Origin of the sequence: Polynucleobacter parvulilacunae (genome assembly GCF_018881715.1) — a bacterium.
In the GTDB taxonomy this organism is placed as follows: Bacteria; Pseudomonadota; Gammaproteobacteria; order Burkholderiales; family Burkholderiaceae; genus Polynucleobacter; species Polynucleobacter parvulilacunae.
On sequence record NZ_JACVPW010000002.1, the window covers coordinates 208,346 to 230,944 of the forward strand.

Here is a 22,599-nt window from a genome sequence, read left to right on the forward strand (position 1 = left end):
TTTTATTGCTTAGTGAATATTGTGGCTCTAGTTTAAGCGCAAGACCTCAGCCCCGGCTGGCGGAGTGAAGGTAAAGCGATTGGCTGGCAGGTTTACATTGAGCTGGATCTTATCCAGGGTTACCAAAACTACGCTGCCTAGACCGTCAGTCAACTCAAGTGCCTTAGGCAGTCCATTTGCCATACCAATAGAGATCTTTGTATAAGGAAGATCATTCTTATTCTTGGCATTGGGATCTTTTTTGGGATTCAAGGCTACCCACTTCATTCCTAGACGCTCTTCACCCTCTACAAGATCAAAGTGTTGATCGAGCGAGGTTTCACCAAACAGTATTGCCGCCGGTGTAGAAGCTAAGGCTTGTCCTGCCGGACGAAAAGTTGCTTGGTTTAAATCCTTGTCCCACATAATTAATTGTTTGCCATCAGCAATGAGCTTTTGCTCATACGGCTTTTGAGTGTCCCATATGAAACGACCTGGGCGCTGAAACACAAAATGTCCTTGGGTTTGGCGCACAACTTTCAAACCCTTGTCTTGCGCTTCATTTGCTTTGGGTGCACGTAACTGTTGTTGCACAAAGTCACCTTCAGCAGTTTTGGAGTTGCGTACAAATTGACGCAACTGCTCTGCGCCACTCTCGCTTTGAGAAAGCGATGCACCTGAAAAAAGGATACTTGCAATTGTCAGAATTGCTGCAGTCAGAAATCTTGGCATGGATTCTTATTCGGAGGGGCGATGGAGAATCTCGCGATTGCCGCCGTTACCCATTTTGGATACAAGACCTGCTTTTTCCATATCTTCTAGCAAACGTGCAGCGCGGTTGTAACCAATACGCAAATGACGCTGCACCAATGAGATCGATGGGCGTTTATTTTCGAGAACGATAGCGACAGCTTGATCGTAGAGTGGATCAGCCTCACCACCGCCCTCACCAGTCAACGCATCCACGTTGGATTCATCTGCACCTTCGAGCACGCCATCGATGTAATTGGCTTCACCCTTCTCTTTGAGCCACTCCACCACGCGGTGCACTTCATCATCAGATACAAATGCACCGTGCACACGCACAGGCAAACCAGTACCTGGTGCCATGTAAAGCATGTCACCCATACCAAGCAGCGCTTCCGCGCCCTGCTGATCCAAAATTGTCCGGCTATCGATCTTAGAGCTAACCTGGAAGGAGATACGGGTTGGCACGTTAGCTTTAATCAAACCAGTAATAACATCCACACTAGGACGCTGTGTTGCTAAGACCAAATGAATACCAGCAGCACGAGCCTTTTGGGCGATACGTGCAATGAGTTCTTCAATCTTCTTGCCAGATACCATCATCAAGTCAGCCAACTCATCGATCACGATGACAATCACTGGCGCTTTGTAAATCGGCTCTGGATCATCCGGCGTCAAACTAAATGGATTAGTGAGCTTCTCACCTTTTTCTTCTGCTTCTGCAATCTTCTTATTAAAACCGGCTAAGTTACGCACACCAAACTTACTCATCAGTTTGTAGCGGCGCTCCATCTCATTCACCGCCCAATTGAGCGCGTTATAAGCTTGCTTCATATCCGTAACTACTGGGCATAACAAATGCGGGATCTTGTCGTAGATTGCCATCTCTAGCATCTTCGGATCAATCATGATCAAACGCACTTCATCTGGCTTAGCTTTAAACAGCAAAGACAGGATCATGGCATTAATACCAACAGACTTACCAGCACCAGTAGTACCCGCAACTAAGCAGTGAGGCATCTTAGCCAAGTCAGCCACCATTGGGCTACCTGAGATGTCTTTACCTAAAGCGAGGGTTAACAATGAGTGGTTGTCGTTATATACCTGTGAAGTGAGGATCTCTGACAGATATACAGACTGACGTGTTGGATTTGGTAATTCCAAAGCCATGCAGGTCTTACCTGGAATTGTTTCTACAACACGCATACTGACTACGCCGAGTGAGCGCGCCAAGTCACGTGAGAGATTGACAATCTGACTACCCTTCACGCCTACCGCTGGATCAATCTCATAGCGAGTCACAACAGGGCCAGGGTAAGCAGCAATCACAGTGACTTGAACATTGAACTCGGCCAACTTGCGCTCAATTAAGCGTGAAGTAAATTCGAGTACATCAGCTGAGATCGTTTCTTTTGCTTCAGGCACTGCATCAAGCAATGCGAGCGGTGGTAATTCTGAATCAGGGATATCCACAAACAAGGGTTGCTGCTTCTCGCGTTCTACGCGTGCACTCTTTGGAATCTCTACTGGTGCACGAACAATTTGCACTGGCGCAGCAACTTCAACGCGACCACGGAACTCTTCGACAAACTCTTCACGCTCTTCTGCAGCAACTTCACCCAGCTTGCGATCTTCTTCGCTATCGCGACGTTCACGAATGCGGTGATAAGAAACTTCTAAGAAACGACCCACCTTCTCAGCAATATCAAGCCATGAGAAGTGGAGGAATAAAGATAGGCCTGCGCATAGACCAAAAAGCAAAACCAAAGTCGAGCCAGTAAATCCGAGGGACATTTGCAATGGATCGCCAATCAACTCACCCAAAATGCCACCAGGCGGCCTTGGAAGCTGCCAGGACAGGGAATGCATCCGAATGGACTCCAAGCCCATACTGCAGAATAAAGTCAGGCCAAAGCCCAACCAACGCATTAATAAAGAGTCCGGCTTAGCCTCTGGATCCGGCGGCAGCGGAATACTCCAGAGCTCACGCCAGCCATTGAGGACTCGGCGGCCAAACAAGGCAACCCACCAAAAGGCAGAGATACCAAAGATATAGAGCATTAAATCAGCTAAATAAGCCCCAAAACGACCGCCCAGGTTCTTGGGGGCTTCAAAACTGGCATGGGACCAGGCTGGATCAGCCTTGGAATAAGTGAGCAAAATGGCAAATAAGCCTAGGCACAGGCCCAGGGAGATGAACCAGCGGGCCTCCAATAAGAGGCGGGGCATTCTGCCCTGCCCGCCATTCTCAGGGGGCTGGGGGCTCAAAGGAGCCTTAGACTTCGGGTATACGGTTCTTGCCATGTTCTACCGATTGTAATCAAGCAATTCTATAATTTGAATATGACTACAAATACCCCAAAACACTCCAAAGTTCTGATCCTCGGATCTGGCCCTGCTGGCTACACAGCAGCAGTCTATGCCGCCCGTGCCAATTTAAACCCTACCCTCATTACTGGACTGGCTCAGGGCGGTCAATTAATGACCACTACGGACGTAGAAAACTGGCCTGCTGATGCTGATGGCGTTCAAGGCCCAGAGCTCATGGATCGTTTTTTGAAGCACGCTGAGCGCTTCAATACTGAAATCATTTTTGACCATATCCATACAGCAGCCCTAAAAGAGAAGCCTATTCGTTTGGTTGGCGATTCTGGAACTTACACCTGCGATGCCTTAATTATTTGTACTGGTGCTTCCGCTCAATACATTGGCCTACCAAGTGAAGAAGCATTTATGGGTCGCGGTGTTTCTGGTTGCGCTACTTGCGATGGTTTCTTCTACCGCAATCAAGATGTTTGCGTAGTGGGTGGTGGTAACACCGCTGTTGAAGAAGCGCTCTACCTCACAGGCATTGCTAAAAAAGTTACCGTGATTCATCGTCGCGACAAGTTCCGTGCTGAGCCAATCTTGAACGATCGCTTAATGGCGAAAGTTGCTGAAGGCAAAGTAGAACTCAAATTGAACGCCACTCTTGATGAAGTGCTTGGCGATGAAAAAGGTGTCACTGGCGTACGCATTAAGAAACAAGATGGCAGCACTGAAGACATCGCTGTGACTGGCGCCTTTATTGCGATTGGCCATAAGCCGAACACCGAACTCTTTGTTGGTCAGCTTGATATGAACAACGGTTACCTCAAGACCCACTCAGGACTTGAAGGCAATGCTACTGCTACCAACATCCCTGGCGTGTTTGCTGCTGGCGACGTGCAGGACCACATCTACCGTCAAGCGATTACTAGTGCTGGCACAGGCTGTATGGCTGCATTGGATGCGCAGCGTTACTTGGAAACCTTGGAATAAGTTAGTAACTAAGCAATAAAAAAACGCCTAGCAATGCTAGGCGTTTTTTTATGTTGCGTTTTTGTATGTTGCGGTTTTATTGCTTAACGTGAGACTACTGGCAAGAGTGGCACGATGAGTAATGCCACGATGTTGATGATCTTGATCAGCGGGTTAACAGCAGGACCCGCAGTATCTTTGTAAGGGTCACCTACGGTATCGCCAGTCACTGCAGCTTTGTGAGCTTCAGAACCTTTACCGCCGAAGTTACCTTCTTCGATGTATTTCTTGGCGTTATCCCAAGCACCACCACCGGTACACATGGAGATCGCTACGAACAAGCCGGTCACGATTGTGCCCATGAGCAGCCCACCCAATGCAGCAGGCCCTAACAAGAGACCTACAACGATTGGCGCAACCACTGGCAAGAGTGAAGGAATGATCATTTCTTTAATAGCTGCTGAAGTGAGCATGTCCACTGCTTTGCCGTACTCAGGCTTAGCAGTGCCTTCCATGATCCCAGGGATATCGCGGAACTGACGACGAACTTCCTCGACCACTGCACCAGCGCAACGGCCAACCGCTTCCATCGCCATCGCACCGAACAAGTAAGGAATCATGCCGCCGATAAACAAGCCAATGATCACCATGTGATTAGACAAGTCAAAAGATACTTGCTGACCAATGCTCTCTAAAGCGTGGGTGTAGTCAGCAAAGAGTACGAGTGATGCCAAACCCGCTGAACCAATCGCATAACCTTTAGTAACTGCTTTAGTAGTGTTGCCAACCGCATCCAATGGATCGGTAATGTCGCGTACCGATTGTGGCAAGCCTGCCATCTCTGCAATACCACCAGCGTTATCGGTAATTGGACCGTACGCATCGAGCGCAACCACAATACCGGCCATCGACAACATCGCAGTTGCTGCAATGGCAATTCCGTACAGACCAGCTAACCAATACGCTGCAAAAATCGCTGCGCATACAAACAGCACTGGATAAGCAGTCGACTTCATCGAGATACCTAGACCAGCAATGATGTTGGTGCCATGACCTTTAGTGGATGCTTCCGCAATATGCTGCACTGGCTTGAACTGGGTACCGGTGTAGTACTCGGTAATCCATACCAATCCAGCTGTTAGCAACAAGCCGACTACAGTTGAACCAAACAAGCGCCACTGGCTACCTGGGATACCCAAGGCATCGTCCGGCATGATGAAGTTGGTGACGAAGTAGAAGGCAATCAGCGACAAACTACCAGCAATGATGAGGCCTTTATATAAAGCAGGCATCACGTTTCTCATGCCAGGAGTTGCTTTTACAAATGAACAACCAATAATCGAAGCGATGATAGAAACGCCACCAAGTACTAATGGATAAATAATTGCTGCTACTGGAGCACCAGTCACCATGAGCGAACCCAATACCATGGTTGCAATCAAAGTTACTGCATACGTTTCAAATAAATCAGCAGCCATACCTGCGCAGTCGCCAACGTTATCGCCAACGTTGTCAGCAATCACTGCAGGATTACGTGGATCATCTTCCGGAATACCTGCTTCCACTTTGCCAACCAAGTCCGCACCAACGTCAGCACCCTTAGTAAAGATGCCGCCACCTAAACGCGCAAAGATAGAGATTAAAGATGAGCCAAATGCCAAACCAATTAATGGGTGCAATACGGAAGAGAGGTCTTGGCCTGCACCAATCGATACGAGGAACATAAAGAACAAGCCAACACCTAAAAGACCAAGCCCAACAACCAACATGCCGGTTATTGCGCCACCCTTAAATGCTACGTTGAGTGCTTCGTTCATACCCTTGGTTGCAGCTTCTGCAGTACGCACGTTTGCCTTGACGGAGACATTCATACCAATGAAGCCGCAGGCCCCAGAGAGAACGGCACCAATCACAAAGCCTATCGCAGTCGCAAAATCGAGGAAGAGTGCCATCAGAATGGTTAAAACCACCCCAACAATAGCGATCGTTTTATATTGGCGCGACAAATAAGCTGCCGCACCCTGCTGAATCGCCTCAGCAATTTCTTGCATCTTGGCGTTGCCCGTACTTTGCTTCAAAATCCAGCCGCGCATCACAAAACCGTAAACCACGGCCAGGACACCGCACGCCAAGGCAAAATACAAGCCTAAAGTGATATTACTCATGCTTGAACTCCCTATAGTTGATCTTTTTGTTTTGTATCTCTAGCGCCTAGGTAGACCCGGTTTTGGAAAGCTTTAAACTATGGTCTTTAAGCCGTTCCAGTATGTAACAGAATCACCCCTGCGCCCCCTCTATAGGATCAGGGTATTTACTAATCATTATTCGGAGTATTTATGAGTCTCGACAAAGTCAAGCCAGGTAAAAAGATCCCTGAAAGCTTCAACGTCATTATTGAAATCCCAATGAACGCGGATCCAATCAAGTATGAAGTAGATAAAGAGAGTGGCGCAATTTTCGTTGACCGTTTTATGGGTACTGCAATGCACTATCCATGTAACTATGGTTACATCAATAAAACGATCGCTGGTGATGGTGACCCTGTTGACGTTCTCGTGATTACCCCATTCCCATTGATTCCAGGCGTGGTTGTATCTTGCCGCGCTATTGGCGTATTGCAAATGGAAGACGAAGGCGGTCAAGACGCTAAGTTGTTGGCCGTTCCGGAAGACAAAATTTTGCCTATCTACACACACTGGCAGAAACCTGAAGATATCAACCCACTCCGCTTAAACCAAATCCAGCACTTCTTCGAGCACTACAAAGATCTCGAACCAGGCAAGTGGGTAAAAGTGAGTGGTTGGGGTGGCGTAGCAGATGCTCATAAAGAAATTCTTGAAGGCATCGATCGCTACAACAAAGAGCACGCTTAATTAATTACTTATTTATTTAATAGCACAGGCTTTGTGATTCGGAGTGAGCGGACAGACAATTGCCCTAGCCCAGATCAACCCATTACTGGGTGATTTGGCTGGCAACGCGCAACTCATTCACAAAGCCGCTCTGGATGCCTACTCCCAAGGCGCCAAACTCGTAGTAACCCCCGAGCTTTCGCTCACCGGCTATCCTCCAGAAGACTTACTGCTCCGCCCTGCTTTTATTGCAGCTGCGCAGCTGCAGCTTGAGCTACTCATGAAAGAACTAGCTCAGCACCCTGATCTGACTGTCATTGTTGGTCACCCCAAACAAACATCGCAAGGCTTGCAAAACTTCGCATCCGTTTTACAAAGCGGCAAAGTGATTGCAGGCTATGCAAAACAAGAATTGCCAAATCACGAAGTATTTGATGAAGTGCGTTACTTCGTCCCCGGCAATCAAGCCTGCGTATTCGAATGCGAAGGCATACGTTACGGTTTAATTTTGTGTGAAGACGCCTGGCATGCAGGGCCTGCCAAACAAGCACATGCTGCTGGCGCTCAAGTATTACTCGTTCCCAATGCATCACCCTATCATCTGAAAAAAGAAGCGCTGCGTATTGATGTATTGCGCGGGCATATTGCGCAAACAAAAATGCCATTGGTTTATGTCAATGCTGTTGGCGGTCAAGATGAGCTGGTTTTTGATGGTGGCTCATTTGCTTTAAATAGCAAAGGTGAAGTTGTGATGGCAATGCCCCAGTTTGAAACTGGCTTAGGTCTTGTTGCGGCCTCTCCTTCTGGTGAGCTGGAAAAGGGTTTAATCACCCCACCCCAATCAGTTGAAGCGCAAGCCTATCAAGCGCTTGTCTTGGGCGTACGTGACTATGTCACTAAAAATCGCTTCCCTGGCGTGATTATTGGCCTATCCGGCGGGGTGGATTCAGCCTTGGTACTGGCTATTGCTGTGGATGCCCTAGGCGCCGACAAAGTACGTACCGTCATGATGGCTTCACGCTACACAGCAGACATCTCCTGGATCGATGCGCGTGAGATGGCAGAGAATTTAGGTGTGCAATATGACGAGATTCCGATTAGCGGTCCAGTAGATGCTCTAGAAGCATCTCTAGCAGAACAATTTAAAGGTTTAAAGGTAGACGCTACTGAAGAAAATATTCAGGCACGTGTGCGCGGCACTTTATTAATGGCCCTATCTAATAAAACTGGTCGACTGGTTTTGACAACTGGCAATAAAAGTGAAATGGCTGTTGGCTACTGCACTCTCTATGGAGATATGGCCGGCGGCTTTGCGGTGATTAAGGATATTGCCAAGACCTTGGTGTATCGCTTGTGCGCTTATCGCAACAGTATTGCGCCGATCATTCCGGAGCGGATTTTGACTCGTGCTCCTTCAGCAGAATTACGCCCTGATCAAAAAGATCAAGATAGCCTACCCTCCTACGAAGTATTGGACGGCATTGTTGAGCGCTATATGGAGCAAAACCAATCCATCGCCCAAATCATTGCCGCAGGCTTTGATGCTGAGAGCGTAGAAAAAGTAACTCGCTTAATTAAGCTCAATGAATACAAGCGCCGCCAAGCACCCCCAGGGGTTCGCGTAACTACCCGCGCCTTTGGCCGGGATTGGCGCTATCCGATCACTTCGCAATTTAGAGCCTAGAGCCCCAAAAGCCGCCGGATTTTTGGCAAGTCATTCAAGTTCTAGGTATGATTACTGCATTAGGGGGAATAAATGAAATTAATTACATCCATCATTAAGCCGTTCAAGCTAGACGAAGTCCGTGAATCATTGGCTGAAGTAGGCGTTACCGGCCTGACCGTTACTGAAGTGAAGGGTTTTGGACGTCAAAAAGGCCATACTGAGCTCTATCGTGGCGCTGAATATGTGGTCGACTTTTTACCTAAGGTAAAAGTAGAAGCCGTGGTAGCCGATGACCGTGTAGAAGCCGCTATCGAAGCCATTACTAAAGCTGCGCGTACTGGCAAGATTGGTGACGGAAAGATTTTCGTTACTGCAGTTGAACAAGTGATTCGTATTCGCACCGGCGAAACTGATAACGCAGCTGTGTAACACTAGGTTTAACGCGTTAAAAAGCAGCGGCTTAACAGGCCGCTGTTTTTATTTGGATTAACGCAATTGAGAATCTGTTGAAGTTGATGTAGCTGCAGGCTGAATGATTTCCGCCGGCTCCAAATTAATGGTCTTGCTACTAGTATTGCCGATACGAACTTTTGCACCCTGGTAATACAAATCTACCTGATTCAATCCACCAGTTAAGACCTTGAACGGTGGCTTGCCATACACACTAGCTCCAACGCCAGGCTCAAGCATTTTGTTCTGAGTTTTACCGGTTGCATCGACCACACAAACTGCTTGCGCAGTCTTAGATTGCAAATACACCATGTCACCCGCTTTTTTAGGTGCGTCTGGTTTGTAATTGAGAGCAGAAGCATCCGCAGCTGGGCATTCAGCTGAAACAGTCGCTGGCGCTGTTGCTGCGACTACCGCTGGAGCTGCCGCCGTAGCTACAGGCTCTGCTGGGACATTCGTCGGTGCGGGCTCTGGTGCCACCTCTTGAATAATGACTACCTCTTCCCTCGTTGGCTCAGGAAAAAATAAGGGGCGTAGATTCAATACAGAAAATATCACTGCTGCACCAATTGCTGCGAGTAAGAAGATTTTCTTTTTTGGATCTACAGATGCTTTTGACTTCACGCTGTAATCAATGGCCGTTGGTGAGATTTTGCTAAGGCTAACCTTCTCGGATTTTGGTTCTGCAACTTTCTCTACCGCAACAGGACTAAGCTCTTTTTCTTTTTCAGGCTTCGTCTTTTTTTCTGCGGCAGGGGTTTTTGTCTCCTCCTGCAATTTCTCTTCTACTTCAACTGCCTTAGCAGGTTGTACCACGCCAGTGAAATCAAATGCCTCTTCTGGTGTGAGCTTTAATAGGCCGGCCACTTTTTTTGCTGCCGTGAATTTAACTTGAGCGCCATAGAAGCTGCTAATTTCGCCATTCTCAATCTGCTCTATTTGACGAACAGAAAGGCAAGCCATCCCAGATAGATCCTTCGCACTTAAGCCAAGATTTTCTCTAGCCCTGGTAAACGCTTCTTTGCGAATCTCCGGAAGTTTGACTGGCTTGTTCACTAAACTGTAACCATCTTATAAGTATTTGATACTTTTGATAGTAATACCAAAATGGTACGAGGGTAATTAGCCGCCAAGCTAATTATTTAAAGGATGGCTCTCGAGATTGGATTCAAGGTACTTCTTGACTAGCACTTGCAATGAATCTGCATGCATTTTGTCCATTACCCTTGCCTTGTGGACCTTAATCGTGGCATCGGTTGTACCGAGCTTCACCGCGATATCCTTGTTTAAAAGGCCCTTAACAAGCCATCCACACACTTCGCGCTCTCTTGGGGTGAGACTTTCGTAATCTTTTTTGGCTTCCACATCTAACGAAACGCGCTTAAGCTGACGACTATCAAAATCAATAGCATCAGCTACCGCCTTTAATAACTCTTCGAGATTGAATGGCTTAAATAAGAAATCTAACGCCCCCTTCTTCAGACCCTGAACGATTTGATGAGGATGGCTTTGTCCACTAACAAATACGATAGGCGTCTTACGGCCACACTTTTGGAGCTTTTCTTGTAAATCTAGCCCAGTCATATCTGGCATTTGCATATCCAACAGAATTACTGCTGGCGATACTGGAACAGATTTCTCCAGGAAAACACTGGCAGATGCGTAGTCCTCAACCAGATAGCCCAATTCCCGCAGCATTCTCGAGAGAGAAATGCGCATGGATTCGTCATCATCAATTAGGTATATATGGCCGACTTTAGTCATTGAATTCAAAGGAAAAAGTATTAGATCTAGTAATGTACTGCAGTGCATTTCAGGAAGCTATTAGCCATTTGGCTAATAATTAGACCTAAATCAATGATTTCATTGATATTTCTCTATTGCGGTGCAACATTTTTCCTGGGTTGAGTTGTTAGCTCAACCCAGAGAGCCTTTGATTCCATCTCACGGCACAATAGAGCCTTTCGACACAAACCTTTTCTGGAGTAAATAAGCATGAAACGCCTTAATGAACGCTCGCGCATGGTCACCGAAGGGGTCGCTCGCGCACCTAATCGTTCGATGTATTACGCAATGGGTTACGAAGAAAAGGATTTTGTAAAGCCAATGGTTGGCGTTGCAAATGGTCACTCCACTATCACCCCTTGTAATAGTGGTTTACAAAAATTAGCTGACGCTGCTGTTGAAGCACTCGAAGCTGCCGGCGCAAAAGCTCAGGTATTCGGTACGCCAACCGTTTCCGATGGTATCGGCATGGGCACCGAGGGAATGAAGTATTCACTCGTCTCACGCGAAGTCATTGCCGACAGTATTGAAGTATGTGTCAATGGTCTTTGGCAAGATGGCGTAGTGGTAATTGGTGGCTGCGATAAAAATATGCCTGGTGGCATGATGGCTTTAGCCCGCACTAACGTTCCTGGTATTTATGTTTATGGCGGCACAATTAAGCCAGGACATTACAAGGGCAAAGAACTCAATATTGTTTCTGCATTTGAAGCGGTTGGTGAATTTACCTCCGGTCGATTAAGCGAAGAAGATTTAAAGGGCGTAGAACAGCACGCCTGCCCTGGTAGCGGCTCTTGTGGCGGTATGTACACAGCGAACACCATGAGCTCTTCGTTTGAGGCTTTAGGCATGAGCTTGCCCTACTCTTCAACAATGGCCAACGTGGATGCTGAAAAAGTAGCAAGTGCTGCTGAATCAGCAAGAGTACTTGTTGAAGCAGTTAAAAATAACCTACGTCCACGCGACATCATCACCAAGAAATCCATTGAAAACGCAGTCAGCGTGATCATGGCAGTTGGCGGATCTACCAATGCTGTGTTGCATTTCTTGGCCATTACTAGCGCCGCAGAAATCGATTGGACTATTGATGACTTCGAGCGCATTCGTAAACGCGTTCCAGTAATCGTGGATATGAAACCATCTGGTACTTACCTAGCGACAGACTTGCATCAAGCCGGCGGTATTCCACAAGTCATGAAGATTTTGCTCGATGGTGGATTGCTCCATGGTGATTGCATGACGATCACTGGCAAAACGATTGCTGAAGTATTGAAGGATGTTCCATCAGTGCCGCGCGCTGATCAAAAAGTCATTCGCTCTTTAGACAATCCCTTGTATAAGCAAGGTCACTTAGCAATCTTAAAAGGCAACATTTCCCCAGAAGGTTGTGTAGCGAAGATTACCGGCCTCAAGAATCCATCTATCACTGGCCCAGCGCGCGTGTTTGATTCTGAGGATGACGCAATGGCAGCCATCATGGCGCAGAAGATCAAAGATGGTGACATCGTTGTGATTCGTTACGAAGGCCCTAAAGGCGGCCCTGGCATGCGCGAGATGCTTGCCCCAACCTCAGCCCTTGTTGGCCAAGGTTTAGGCGAGTCTGTTGGCCTCATTACCGATGGTCGCTTCTCTGGTGGCACCTGGGGCATGGTGGTTGGTCACGTAGCTCCCGAGGCTTATGTTGGCGGCACAATCGCCCTCATTCATGAAGGTGACTCAGTCACAATCGATGCCCATCAGCTCCTCATTCAATTGAACGTAGATGAAGCAGAAATTGCCAAGCGTCGGGCAGCCTGGGTACAACCTAAGCCACGTTACACCCGCGGCCTGCTCGCCAAATATGCAAGTCTTGCAAGTAGCGCCAGCAAAGGTGCGGTAACTGATCGAGATTTAAATATTTAATTAGTTTTGGTTGTTAAAAAAAGCCCCTAAGTAAAACTAGGGGCTTTTTTATTACCTCAGTATTAATGCTGAATCTTAATGCTTCATTGCACCTGGGTTACCCATTGCGTTTACAGGCATCTTCACTTCTACTTCACCAGCTTTAGCAAACTTCAGTTTTACAGGGACGGATTCACCCGCAGTCAGTGGAGCCTTAATATTCATAAACATTAAATGCAAGCCACCTGGCTTTAATTCCACGGCGCCGCCAGCAGGCACAGCAATATCTTTTACCTGACGCATTTTCATCACATTGCCGTCCATTGCCATCTCGTGGAGCTGTACTTCACCAGCAACTGGTGAACTTGCAGAGATCAATTGATCAGCCGCACCTTTATTTTCAATCTTCATAAAGCCGCCAGCCACTTGCTGACCAGGCACTGTAGCGCGGGTATAAGCATCTTCAATTTTGATTGCGTTTGTAGTGACTGTTTTGGAAACGTTTTGCGCCCATGACACTCCTGATAGAGCCATTGCTGCAACAGCAAGGGTTGTTACAAGTTGTTTTGTATTCATATCTATATTCTCCAGGTAATTTATAAGAAATTCATTTGACTACGGCTTCACTATCAAAGCATATTGCAATTGCTGAAAGTCTACTAAGCCTGTTTTTCTGGTAGCTTTGCCATTTTTATCGATCAGTATGGTTGTCGGTGTTTCGCCATGCCATTGAGGATCAATTTCATAGCGCAGGCGCTCATCAAAGGGCGCTGCAACATAATAATTATTGGCCTTATCCAGATTTGCTTTGCTCAACATTTTTTTCATCGACTCGATTGAGACATCATCAACCTGAATGAAAACCACCTTCGCAGTTGGATTGTTTTTGATAAAAAGACCCCACTGCGGCATCTCTTTGACACAGGATGGGCAGGTCACGCCCCAAAAGTTGATTGCTATCGGTCCGCCGTTGGATGCTTTGATGATCGATTTCCAATCTCCAGCATGATACGGCTTCAGAGAAACTGGATCGGCGAAGGTAAACCCAGTCATTGATAGAGTGAGAATAAAAATGAGCCAATATCTTTTCATTGCTTTTGTCCAATATTGATTAATTGGTATCCATCATTGCGTGTCAGCCAAGACAAAAATACATGATTACCTTGAGCCAACAACAATGGATGATCACTGTACCCCGCTGTGCTGGATAGTATTTTAGGGATTGCCCAAGTTTTTCCATCATCCGTAGACTCTTTAAGATAAACGAAAGATTGAGTGCCATCAAATTCTTTCCATACCAACCAAACTTGCTGGCCCAATGCCAATAGATATGGCCTGGAAACATTGGCACTTTCAGAGCCTACGCGGCTAGGCTTGGTATAGCTTAGCCCTTCGTTGCTAGAGTTTGCATAAAATACTCCAGAGCGCTTTCCGCCCTGGGTATACCAAGCAACATGGAATGTTCCGTCGCTTGATACTGCTATGGATGGCCCATGATGTGGGCAGGCATCAGTTTTCCAGTTGTCATCAGCCACCTTACGGATTGACCCAGCACCTGAAGCTGAAATCACTTGGCTAGCTTGATCCCGAATGCCCCCGGGAAATATAGCGCGATACGCTACTACCGGATTGCCATTTGGATCAAGGCTGGCAGCAATGCGACAACACTCGCAACTACTCTCATTAGCAAAGCGTTCTGCCTGAAATGTTTTGCCGCCGTCCTGTGAAAATGAATAGGCTATTGAGCCACCAAGACGATTTTGCCCACTCTGCTTGGCTGCAGAAACTAAACGCTTATCGATCCAAGAGATAAAAATATCGCCACTTGGCTTGATCAGAACGGATGGAAAGCGCTGGCTCGAACCGTCATTGACCAATGATGCTGGCGCCGTAAATGTATTGCCCCCATTTTCAGATCGGGCAGTATTGATTTGCGCATTCCAGTTTGAGTCTTTAAAAAAGCTATAAGCTAAAAATACATTTCCTTGTCTATCAGCAACGATTTGTGGGCGTGCATCAGCACCAGCATCCAATGACTTGCCATGCTCAGCAATTTTTACCGGCGGTGAGAATGACTTTCCGAGGTCAGCAGACTGGGCAACAGACACCACTCCGTTGGCGGTCCATGAAAGCAGCAACTTTCCATCAGAAGTAAAAAATGGAGTGGCGGCATTCGCGCACTCCAAGCCAGCGCCCTGGCAAACACTGCTCACTTTTGCTGGATTTGCACCGGCCATATGCGATGAATGATCCATTTGCATTTGAGCTTGTGCAGCAAAGCTCAGAACTCCCGAAAGCAGCGCTCCGAGCAATAAGAATCGATTAAAAGAGTATGGGATCGGATTCATAATTAGAAGATGATACGTGCACCGACAGTAATGCTATGTGGTTGCCCGGCGATATAACTTCCTTGACTAGTTCCCGTACCGTAAGTGATGTAGCTTCGATTGAACATATTGATCACGCTGGCAAATACTGAGGCTTCTGGCGTTAATTGATGGTTCACCTTTAAACCAACAACTGCATAGGAAGGAACTGGTAAGGTATGCGCGCCATCCAACCAAGAGTTACCAATATAACGAACATTGGCTGTCAGACTGGTCTTTGGAAGCGGCATATAGGTCACTCCTGCATAACCCATGTTTTGTGGCACACCGCCAACCTGAGATCCAATTGGATTTAAGGATGCACTAACCCCCGAGCCAATCCAAGTAAGAATGGTATTCGTATGGGTATATGTACCATCAACAGCCCACTGAGCATTGAGATCATGATGTGCCTGTACCTCAAGTCCACGACTTTGAAGATTCTGATTATTGCCATACAAACTAAATGTTTGGCCATTAGCTCCGGTACAAACTGAGATTGGACAACCTGCAGCAGCAGCTTGTGCCTGAGAAACATTGGGTGCATAAACTGCGTTTTTTACATTCGCATTAAAGCCCGTGATCTGCACAAAACCCGCATTCCAACGATAGTCAGTCCCTAATTCATAGCCAGTCATATTCTCGGGACTCAGCAATGGATTGGCCAGGCTAACGATCGTTGAATTTCCATAAGTACGAAGCGTGTTGTTCAAGCCAGGCGCATGGAAACCCTGATAGGCCGCACCCCTAAAGTCCCACTCCTTAGTAGCCTGTAATAACAAGCCGAGATTAGGGCTGAACTTATATGCAGTTTGATTAGGGACATTGGTGTAATTTTGAACACCATTTGCACCTGCGATCCAATAGGTTGGGGTCTGGCTTTGCCATTGATCCTCTCGAAGCGAGAGAGTGGCTTGCAATGGGATGGCATCTGTTTTAGCCTTCATTTGCGCCATCACACCATAAAACTGCTGCTGACCTTTTGCGTAATCAGAGGAGGTAACTACTCCATTTGCATATCCAGCAGCAGAGCTAAAGGAATTCGTTAAATTCTGTGCAGCTACCTGTCTTCCATCAACACTTACTACTACCTGATTAATGGTTTGATCCTTTAAGTCATGGGTATATTGCGCAGATGCCCCCAGCGTTGAATAAGGATCGTTATAGTTGGCACTAATATAAGCTGGTGTTGCACCGCTATTGCTGACATTTTGCTGCCAGAGAGTGGTGTTTTCGTAAAAAGCATTTACCTGAACCTTTTGCGCTGCGCTCAAACGCGTAGTTGCTCCTCCAGAAAAAGTAGTTTCTTGAGTTGTCTTGGTGGCAAAGTTATATCCACCAGTTGGTAGATTTTGCATATTGTGGGAACCAAGATTAAAAAACGCATCCGTATCAGAACTTAATTTCAAGGCTCCTTGAAGTCGGTAATTTGCACTATTAGCGCTTTCAGGGCCCATCCCAGGCAATAAAGGCGCAGACTGCCCTGCTTTATTTTTTACCGGGTAGACTGTTGCCGGGGAAATAGTAGGCTGATTAATATAACCATCCGTATTAAAGTAGTCCGCAGATACTCGCAGCTTTAATACGTCATTTACTGCCACTTCTTTTGAAGCAGCTACATTGCTTGTGTTGTATGAACCATAACTGGCAGATACTTCGCCTTTGTTATCGTTAATGGGTTTGGTGGTGATGTTGATTAAACCACCCATGCCATAGTTGCCATAAAGATTGGAGACGCCACCGCGAACCAGTTCTACATCCTGCACCGCTGAGAGCGGGACCAGATTCCATTGAATGGTTCCATACATAGCGTCATTTGCAGGCAGTCCATCAATCAATGCCAGAGTCCGCGCAGCACCAAGACCGCGGACATTCAAACTCTGACCGGTGGGGTCCTTTTCATAATACGGTTGATCATTTAAAAATACACTTGCTTGATTCTTTAAGACCTGGTCAACCGTCATTTCCGGGGCATTTTGAATATCTTCATTCGTCAAAATAGAAGTGTTTTGAGTCATGTCCTTTAGCTCGGTACCAGAGCGAGTGGCGCTAACAACCACATCACCTATTTTTTGACCGTAGTCGGGTGGCTGCGCAATTTGTGCTTGCGCGTTGATTAGTACTGACCCAAATAGCACGCCCACGCATGCGCTGATTTTCTTTTGCTGAAATAACATTTACTACTCCACTGATTAATACGACAACGAATTGATTGATTCGTTGCCAATTACATAGCTAGGCTATGCCCTAATATTTGATTAGGCTTGTACTGGTGGAGCTGCTGAAGGTGGAGTTACCCAAACGGCGAGTGGTTTGGGTGATTGGTAGAAAAGCTGAGGCAGTAGAGCTAAAGTCTGCGGAGCCTCATATCTGAGGTTAGTGTTGAATACTGGAGTGATAGCACTCTGCGCTACACAATATGGGCAAGGCTTCATTTGATTGGCAACGTCTTGCCCATCATCTTGAACATCGATTTGCATCTTGCTGCCATCGACAGAACAAATCTCCATTGCAAAACCTTCACCATGCTTGGCCACTGAAACCGCTTGAGATGCAGCTGGTGCAAGAGCACTCATCGCGATTGCAAAAGCGGCAATCCAGTGAATGAAGCGGTTTTTGGAGCAATTCATAATGGAGGGATTTTATCTGATTTCCATCTCTGACTGATGCCATTGAGCCTTACTTTATTTTGGGCAAACAAAAAGGGGTCCGAAGACCCCTTTTCTTAGGCTTTTGACCTGAATTACATAGAAGCAGAACGCTCGATCAGTTTGCGACGCATTGGGCGCAATACAAACCAAGCCAAGATTGCAGCTGTACCGTTCAAGATACTAGCAACCCAGAACACTGCTTCCCAGCCACCTGTAGCAGCCATTAATACGCTAGATAAAGGTACCAACAATGAAGCTGTGCCCTTGGCCGTGTAAAGAAGGCCCGCATTACCAGCGGCGAAGGTTGAGCCGAATGTATCAGCGTTAGTGGATGGGAACAAGCTATAGATCTCACCCCATGCAAAGAACACCAAACCAGTCAACAGCACGAACATGACCGGGTCATGACCGAGGTAGTACAAACCAAGAATACCTACGCACTCAAAAGAGAAGCATAGGGTCATCGTTTGTTCGCGACCAATCTTGTCTGATACCCAGCCAAAGAATGGACGGGTCAAGCCGTTTAAAACACGATCAATGGTTAATGCAAACGTCAGGGCTGGCAATGCTAGGCCTAATAGGCTCACTGTGACACCGGCAACTTGGAAGTCTTTAGCGATTGGAGCTAATTGGGCAGTAGCCATCAAGCCACCAGCAGCAACCATCACGAACATGATGTACATAATCCAGAATACTGGTTGCTTAACCATTTCCATTGGGCGGAAATCTTTACGAGTCTGAGCAACGGCAGCCTTAACTGCAGTAATAGCACCCTTAATTGGCTTGGAAAGAAATAGGCTTAACAAGACAACGATTGCACCTTGACCAATGCCAAAGAACCAGAAAGTTTCTTGATAGCCTTGTTCAGCAATCATTTTTGCAATTGGAATTACGGTTAATGCAGAGCCCGCACCAAAGCCCGCAGCTGTAATACCTGCAGCCAAACCACGACGATCTGGGAACCATTTGAGCGCATTACCTACGCAGGTACCGTAAACAGCGCCAGCACCAACACCGCTAACTGCAGCAGCCGTATAAAGCATGGTTAGTGTGTCTGCATGAGAATTCATGATCCATCCAAGACCACACAAAATACCACCCCCAAATACCACTGGACGAGGACCGAACTTATCTACCAAGTATCCCTCAATTGGAACTAACCAAGTCTCAGTCAATACAAAAATGGTGAATGCAACTTGAATCGCTGCGCGACCCCAACCAAACTTTGCGTCGATTGGGTTTACAAATAAAGTCCAACCGTATTGCAAATTTGCAATCATCGACATACAAACAACGCCGATTAGTAGCTGAAACCAACGACCTCCTAAAGGTCCTGCAGTTTTCTCGCCGCTCATCCTGAATCTCCTATTTTTACTTTTTTATAAATACTCATTACACCCAGAAATTTGGGTTAAGTGATTTTTAAGCATTTAAACCTGGGAAGTCTTGACACTAATCAAGATTTCTTCAAAACCTCACTAGTGATTACCCTTGCCATAACACCATGAAATATAAGCTTTCTCAAGGAATAGCTAAGCCAGTATTGCACCAAAATCTAACGGCATCAGAAAACAAAAAAGCCACCCGAAGGTGGCTTTTGAGTTGCTGTAATTTTTTAAATTACATGCCGCGATACGCGCCGTCAAAATCATAATGACGAGCAGCCTGGTCTTGGCTTGGTTTGCTTTCAGAAAAAAGCTGGTTGATCATATTCAATAAAACAGTCATTTGAATCTCCTTAAGGGTTAGTACCTAGATTATAACCCTAATATTATTGCGGCGCAACGAGGAGACATGGGGAGCGAAATAGCTATAAACCATTGTTTTTAATAGTAATTTACTCATTTTGGGCATAAATCGGGGGTTTACTCTATCTGAGCAAAGGGGAATGCCCTGGTACCGGCTGCCAAACTAAAGTTGGCATGGCAAACTTGTTTAGCGGAAGCGATCTAGCAGTTTTTTACTGACTTTATCCAACTCGGTGGAGTCCTTGATTAAGAACTGTAAGCCATTGGAGTCGGCAATGAGCAATGTATTGCCAGCGATTCTGCGAATATCTTCTTCGCCCTTCAAGCGAATTCGCGTTGGGCCACGATCAGTTTCGATATCCCAAATACTTGGAGTAGCAAAGGTGGAGACCTTAGTAATTTTCTCAATCACCGGCATGAATTCACGCTCGGCTAATTCTTCTTCAATTAACCCCAACTCCGCTTCAGAAATAGCGGCAGTAATCGGAAACCAGCAAAGCTCTTTGCCTGATTGATTCATGATGCCAATACCGGCGCCTGGTGCAGTGATTGGGAAAGCTCTTACTGGATGAACGCCCACATGCCGCTCACCCTTGCTATCAATAAATACTAGTCGACCCAGTGCATCACGCTCTAGTTGATGAGTGGAGCGATTGATTTGCGTCATACCCCACCCCCAACATTCTTGGCTACTTCTTGAAGCTGCTCTTCATTTATTTCTGCTTGCTCTTCATTTATTTCCGCTTGATCTTCTTCCAAGCTTTCGCCAATGGCGCCGCCCTCAACCAATTCAGCTGCATGACGTAATTGGGCTTGATACAAGGTGTAATAAGCACCTTGGGCTTCCATGAGCTCGTCATGCGAGCCGATTTCGACAATCTCACCTTTGTCTAAAACCACCAAGCGATCTGCTTTTCTTAAGGTGGAGAGACGGTGTGCAATGGCAATCGTGGTGCGGCCCTTAACCAAGTTATCCAAAGCGCGCTGAATTTCTTTTTCAGTCGTAGTGTCTACTGATGAGGTGGCCTCATCCAAAATGAGGATGCTTGGATTAATCAGTAACGCACGTGCAATCGAGATGCGTTGGCGTTCACCACCAGAGAGGGATTGGCCGCGCTCACCTACTAGGGAGTCGTAACCCAAAGGAAGGCGGAGAATAAATTCATGGGCGTGGGCTGCGCGCGCTGCTTCGATGATTTCTTCACGAGTTGCGTCTGGTTTGCCATAAGCAATATTCTCAGCAATCGTGCCAAAGAATAAGAATGGTTCTTGCAACACCAAACCAATTCGCTTGCGATAGTCGGCAATCCTGATGCCACGAATATCGCGCCCGTCCAATGAAATCGCTCCAGAACTGACGTCATAGAACCGGCAGATCAAGTTCACCAGAGTGCTCTTGCCCGAACCGCTATGCCCCACTAAGCCAATCATTTCACCAGGAGCGATATCTAAATCGATACCCTTGGAGACAGCGCGGTTGCCGTAACGGAAACCTACACCGCGTAAGGAAATACGCCCTTTGACATCACCCAATGGTGCTGGATTGATTGACTCAGGAACGCTGGAGACGTGATCCAAGATATCAAAGATTCGTTTAGCGCCAGCAGCTGCTTTCTGCGTATGAGAAACAATGCGACTCATGGAATCAAGGCGAATATAAAAACGGCCGATATATGCCAAGAAGGCAATCAACACACCAACAGTGACTTTCTGATGCGCAACTTGCCAAATACCAAAACCCCACACGACTAATAAACCTGTTTCAGTCAGCAATGTCACTGTAGGCGAGAACAAGCCCCAAACACGATTTACGCGATCATTAATTTGTAAATTGTGTTTATTGGAATCAACAAAACGTTTGAGTTCACGATCTTCTTGAGCAAACGCTTTGACTACACGAATACCTGGAATCGTGTCAGCAAGGATGTTTGTTACTTCAGACCAGATGCGATCGATCTTTTCAAAACCAAAACGCAAGCGATCGCGCACCACATGAATCATCCACACAATAAATGGCAACGGCGCCAAGGTGACTAAAGCCAGCAAAGGATCAATAGATACCAGAATCGCTGCAGTCATGGTGATCATCAAGACATCGGTCGCAAAGTCAAGCGCATAAAGGGAGAGGAAGACGCAGATGCGATCAGTTTCCGCACCAATACGAGCAATCAAGTCACCTGTTCTCTTGCCACCAAAGTATTCCAATGAAAGCTTTAGTAAATGCTCAAAGGTTGTGTTTCGTAAATCCGCACCAATTCGCTCGCTTACTAATGCGAGTAAATAGGTCTTCCACCAACCCAGACCCCAAGCAACAATCGCAGCTCCAAATAAAGCCAAGAGATACATGCTGGCCAAATGGAAATCAATTGGATTACCACGTTCGTAAGGAATCAACACGTGATCCATCAATGGCATCGTGAGATATGGCGGAATTAAAGTGGCGCCCGTGGATAACAGGGTCAATACAAAACCTAACAACAATTGTTTCTTGTAAGGCCGTGCAAAACGCCAGAGTTTAAATAACGTCCAAGTGGATGGCGGCGCATCATCCTCGGGATCACAAGTCGGGCATGAATCCGAATTCGCAGGTTTTGGGCTCAAGCAAACCGGGCAAACTTGCTTGTCATACTCGCTGACCTCACCACTGCTAATTTCTTCGCCACGAGTTAATTGCTTAAAACTGGATTGCAGGCGAAGAACTTGAGGATTGACAGCTAAAGTGAAGTTCCATGATCTGAGCAAGCTATCAGCAGTTTCTAGCCTTAAATGCCCTACCCCGGCATGGTCTCCATGAACTAAGTGCGCTCCATTACCCAGCTCCCAGGACTCGAATGTCTTTCCATCGGTCCAAATTAGACCCTGCTCGCTTAGCAAAAGAAGGCTTTTTTCAAAGCGCAAATCCGCATCTAAATCGAGCTCAACCCATGCCAGCAGGGCTTCAGGACTCTTTACTAGGGAGTTTTCAGCCCCTAAAACAGCCTGCCAATCACTTGGTAGCACGGGGGCAAAAGGTAGGATTTGTGGCTTCATTGACCATAAAAGTATAGTGGAGGTGAATTATTTAGATTTATTGCCTCTGTCAACTTTAGAGGCTCAAAAGCCGTTAAATTGTCTAAGTAGGCCTTTTTATGTATTTTTGCTAATTTTGTGAGTTTTTCAATAACAACTAAAACAGAGAGACTGTCTGACGCGCCA

The 22,599-nt window shown here is 46.7% G+C and carries 18 protein-coding genes; 5 read left to right on the forward strand and 13 right to left on the reverse strand.

Annotated elements, in window-relative coordinates; genetic code table 11:
* Positions 1-27: 27 nt before the first annotated feature.
* Together lolA and ICN18_RS06365 are read right to left on the reverse strand one after the other, a co-directional pair.
* A complete protein-coding gene (gene lolA / locus ICN18_RS06360) occupies positions 28-711 on the reverse strand; it encodes an outer membrane lipoprotein periplasmic chaperone LolA (RefSeq protein ID WP_216189674.1) in 684 nt (227 codons plus the stop codon).
* A gap of 6 nt (positions 712-717) precedes the next feature.
* Positions 718-3,030: a DNA translocase FtsK gene (locus tag ICN18_RS06365; protein ID WP_439650818.1), complete on the reverse strand. Its 2,313-nt coding sequence runs from the start codon at positions 3,028-3,030 to the stop codon at positions 718-720.
* Positions 3,031-3,069: 39 nt separating this feature from the next.
* Between ICN18_RS06365 and trxB the strand changes: the two genes are divergently transcribed.
* Positions 3,070-4,026, forward strand: coding sequence for a thioredoxin-disulfide reductase (gene trxB / locus ICN18_RS06370; RefSeq protein ID WP_068323588.1), 957 nt, complete (start codon positions 3,070-3,072; stop codon positions 4,024-4,026).
* A gap of 83 nt (positions 4,027-4,109) precedes the next feature.
* Here trxB and ICN18_RS06375 read toward each other — a convergent pair whose 3' ends face one another.
* Entirely contained in the window at positions 4,110-6,170 is a 2,061-nt protein-coding gene (locus ICN18_RS06375; RefSeq protein WP_216189675.1) for a sodium-translocating pyrophosphatase, read from the reverse strand.
* A 171-nt stretch (positions 6,171-6,341) separates the two neighbouring features.
* On the opposite strand from ICN18_RS06375, the gene ppa reads away from it, so the two are divergent.
* The 3 genes from ppa to glnK all read left to right on the forward strand — a co-directional run bounded on the left by ppa (position 6,342) and on the right by glnK (position 8,952).
* Positions 6,342-6,878: an inorganic diphosphatase gene (ppa, locus tag ICN18_RS06380; protein WP_216189676.1), complete on the forward strand. Its 537-nt coding sequence runs from the start codon at positions 6,342-6,344 to the stop codon at positions 6,876-6,878.
* Between the two features lie 43 nt (positions 6,879-6,921).
* Positions 6,922-8,541, forward strand: coding sequence for an NAD+ synthase (locus tag ICN18_RS06385; RefSeq protein ID WP_216189677.1), 1,620 nt, complete (start codon positions 6,922-6,924; stop codon positions 8,539-8,541).
* A 72-nt stretch (positions 8,542-8,613) separates the two neighbouring features.
* On the forward strand, positions 8,614-8,952 hold the full coding sequence (gene glnK, locus ICN18_RS06390) for a P-II family nitrogen regulator (RefSeq protein ID WP_068323619.1): 339 nt from the start codon (positions 8,614-8,616) through the stop codon (positions 8,950-8,952).
* Between the two features lie 57 nt (positions 8,953-9,009).
* On the opposite strand, the gene ICN18_RS06395 is transcribed toward glnK, so the two are convergent.
* Both ICN18_RS06395 and ICN18_RS06400 read right to left on the reverse strand, forming a co-directional pair.
* Positions 9,010-10,029 (reverse strand): helix-turn-helix domain-containing protein, encoded by a 1,020-nt coding sequence (locus ICN18_RS06395; protein ID WP_216189678.1) that lies wholly within the window; start codon positions 10,027-10,029, stop codon positions 9,010-9,012.
* 78 nt (positions 10,030-10,107) lie between these two features.
* Positions 10,108-10,737 carry a response regulator transcription factor gene (locus ICN18_RS06400; protein ID WP_216189679.1) on the reverse strand — a complete coding sequence of 210 codons (630 nt, stop codon included), beginning with the start codon at positions 10,735-10,737 and terminating at the stop codon, positions 10,108-10,110.
* A 231-nt stretch (positions 10,738-10,968) separates the two neighbouring features.
* Between ICN18_RS06400 and ilvD the strand changes: the two genes are divergently transcribed.
* Positions 10,969-12,660, forward strand: a complete 1,692-nt coding sequence (gene ilvD, locus ICN18_RS06405; protein WP_216189680.1) for a dihydroxy-acid dehydratase — start codon at positions 10,969-10,971, stop codon at positions 12,658-12,660.
* A 75-nt stretch (positions 12,661-12,735) separates the two neighbouring features.
* Here ilvD and ICN18_RS06410 read toward each other — a convergent pair whose 3' ends face one another.
* The 8 genes from ICN18_RS06410 to ICN18_RS06445 form a co-directional block, all read right to left on the reverse strand.
* Positions 12,736-13,215 (reverse strand): copper chaperone PCu(A)C, encoded by a 480-nt coding sequence (locus ICN18_RS06410; RefSeq protein WP_216189681.1) that lies wholly within the window; start codon positions 13,213-13,215, stop codon positions 12,736-12,738.
* 39 nt (positions 13,216-13,254) lie between these two features.
* The gene (locus tag ICN18_RS06415; RefSeq protein WP_216189682.1) at positions 13,255-13,731 is read right to left on the reverse strand and encodes a TlpA family protein disulfide reductase; all 477 of its coding nucleotides are present in this window, start codon (positions 13,729-13,731) and stop codon (positions 13,255-13,257) included.
* Entirely contained in the window at positions 13,728-14,987 is a 1,260-nt protein-coding gene (locus tag ICN18_RS06420; RefSeq protein WP_216189683.1) for a sialidase family protein, read from the reverse strand. Before ICN18_RS06420 ends, ICN18_RS06415 begins: the two co-directional genes overlap by 4 nt.
* A gap of 2 nt (positions 14,988-14,989) precedes the next feature.
* Positions 14,990-17,182: a TonB-dependent receptor gene (locus tag ICN18_RS06425; protein ID WP_216189684.1), complete on the reverse strand. Its 2,193-nt coding sequence runs from the start codon at positions 17,180-17,182 to the stop codon at positions 14,990-14,992.
* Between the two features lie 81 nt (positions 17,183-17,263).
* Positions 17,264-17,635, reverse strand: coding sequence for a DUF2946 domain-containing protein (locus ICN18_RS06430; protein WP_216189685.1), 372 nt, complete (start codon positions 17,633-17,635; stop codon positions 17,264-17,266).
* 113 nt (positions 17,636-17,748) lie between these two features.
* Positions 17,749-19,011, reverse strand: coding sequence for an oxalate/formate MFS antiporter (gene oxlT, locus ICN18_RS06435; protein ID WP_216189686.1), 1,263 nt, complete (start codon positions 19,009-19,011; stop codon positions 17,749-17,751).
* Between the two features lie 580 nt (positions 19,012-19,591).
* Positions 19,592-20,071, reverse strand: a complete 480-nt coding sequence (locus ICN18_RS06440) for a cyanophycin metabolism-associated DUF1854 family protein (protein ID WP_216189687.1) — start codon at positions 20,069-20,071, stop codon at positions 19,592-19,594.
* A complete protein-coding gene (locus ICN18_RS06445) occupies positions 20,068-22,434 on the reverse strand; it encodes a cyanophycin metabolism-associated ABC transporter (protein ID WP_216189688.1) in 2,367 nt (788 codons plus the stop codon). The genes ICN18_RS06440 and ICN18_RS06445 overlap by 4 nt, the downstream gene beginning before the upstream one ends.
* Positions 22,435-22,599 lie beyond the last annotated feature (165 nt).

What these genes read in the sequence shown, in the direction of transcription:
- lolA (WP_216189674.1), bottom strand. Translation starts at nt 711, where the DNA reads ATGCCAAGATTTCTGACTGCAGCAATTCTGACAATTGCAAGTATCCTT.
- ICN18_RS06365 (WP_439650818.1), bottom strand. Translation starts at nt 3,030, where the DNA reads ATGGCAAGAACCGTATACCCGAAGTCTAAGGCTCCTTTGAGCCCCCAG.
- trxB (WP_068323588.1), top strand. Translation starts at nt 3,070, where the DNA reads ATGACTACAAATACCCCAAAACACTCCAAAGTTCTGATCCTCGGATCT.
- ICN18_RS06375 (WP_216189675.1), bottom strand. Translation starts at nt 6,170, where the DNA reads ATGAGTAATATCACTTTAGGCTTGTATTTTGCCTTGGCGTGCGGTGTC.
- ppa (WP_216189676.1), top strand. Translation starts at nt 6,342, where the DNA reads ATGAGTCTCGACAAAGTCAAGCCAGGTAAAAAGATCCCTGAAAGCTTC.
- glnK (WP_068323619.1), top strand. Translation starts at nt 8,614, where the DNA reads ATGAAATTAATTACATCCATCATTAAGCCGTTCAAGCTAGACGAAGTC.
- ICN18_RS06400 (WP_216189679.1), bottom strand. Translation starts at nt 10,737, where the DNA reads ATGACTAAAGTCGGCCATATATACCTAATTGATGATGACGAATCCATG.
- ilvD (WP_216189680.1), top strand. Translation starts at nt 10,969, where the DNA reads ATGAAACGCCTTAATGAACGCTCGCGCATGGTCACCGAAGGGGTCGCT.
- ICN18_RS06410 (WP_216189681.1), bottom strand. Translation starts at nt 13,215, where the DNA reads ATGAATACAAAACAACTTGTAACAACCCTTGCTGTTGCAGCAATGGCT.
- ICN18_RS06415 (WP_216189682.1), bottom strand. Translation starts at nt 13,731, where the DNA reads ATGAAAAGATATTGGCTCATTTTTATTCTCACTCTATCAATGACTGGG.
- ICN18_RS06420 (WP_216189683.1), bottom strand. Translation starts at nt 14,987, where the DNA reads ATGAATCCGATCCCATACTCTTTTAATCGATTCTTATTGCTCGGAGCG.
- ICN18_RS06425 (WP_216189684.1), bottom strand. Translation starts at nt 17,182, where the DNA reads ATGTTATTTCAGCAAAAGAAAATCAGCGCATGCGTGGGCGTGCTATTT.
- ICN18_RS06430 (WP_216189685.1), bottom strand. Translation starts at nt 17,635, where the DNA reads ATGAATTGCTCCAAAAACCGCTTCATTCACTGGATTGCCGCTTTTGCA.
- oxlT (WP_216189686.1), bottom strand. Translation starts at nt 19,011, where the DNA reads ATGAGCGGCGAGAAAACTGCAGGACCTTTAGGAGGTCGTTGGTTTCAG.
- ICN18_RS06440 (WP_216189687.1), bottom strand. Translation starts at nt 20,071, where the DNA reads ATGACGCAAATCAATCGCTCCACTCATCAACTAGAGCGTGATGCACTG.
- ICN18_RS06445 (WP_216189688.1), bottom strand. Translation starts at nt 22,434, where the DNA reads ATGAAGCCACAAATCCTACCTTTTGCCCCCGTGCTACCAAGTGATTGG.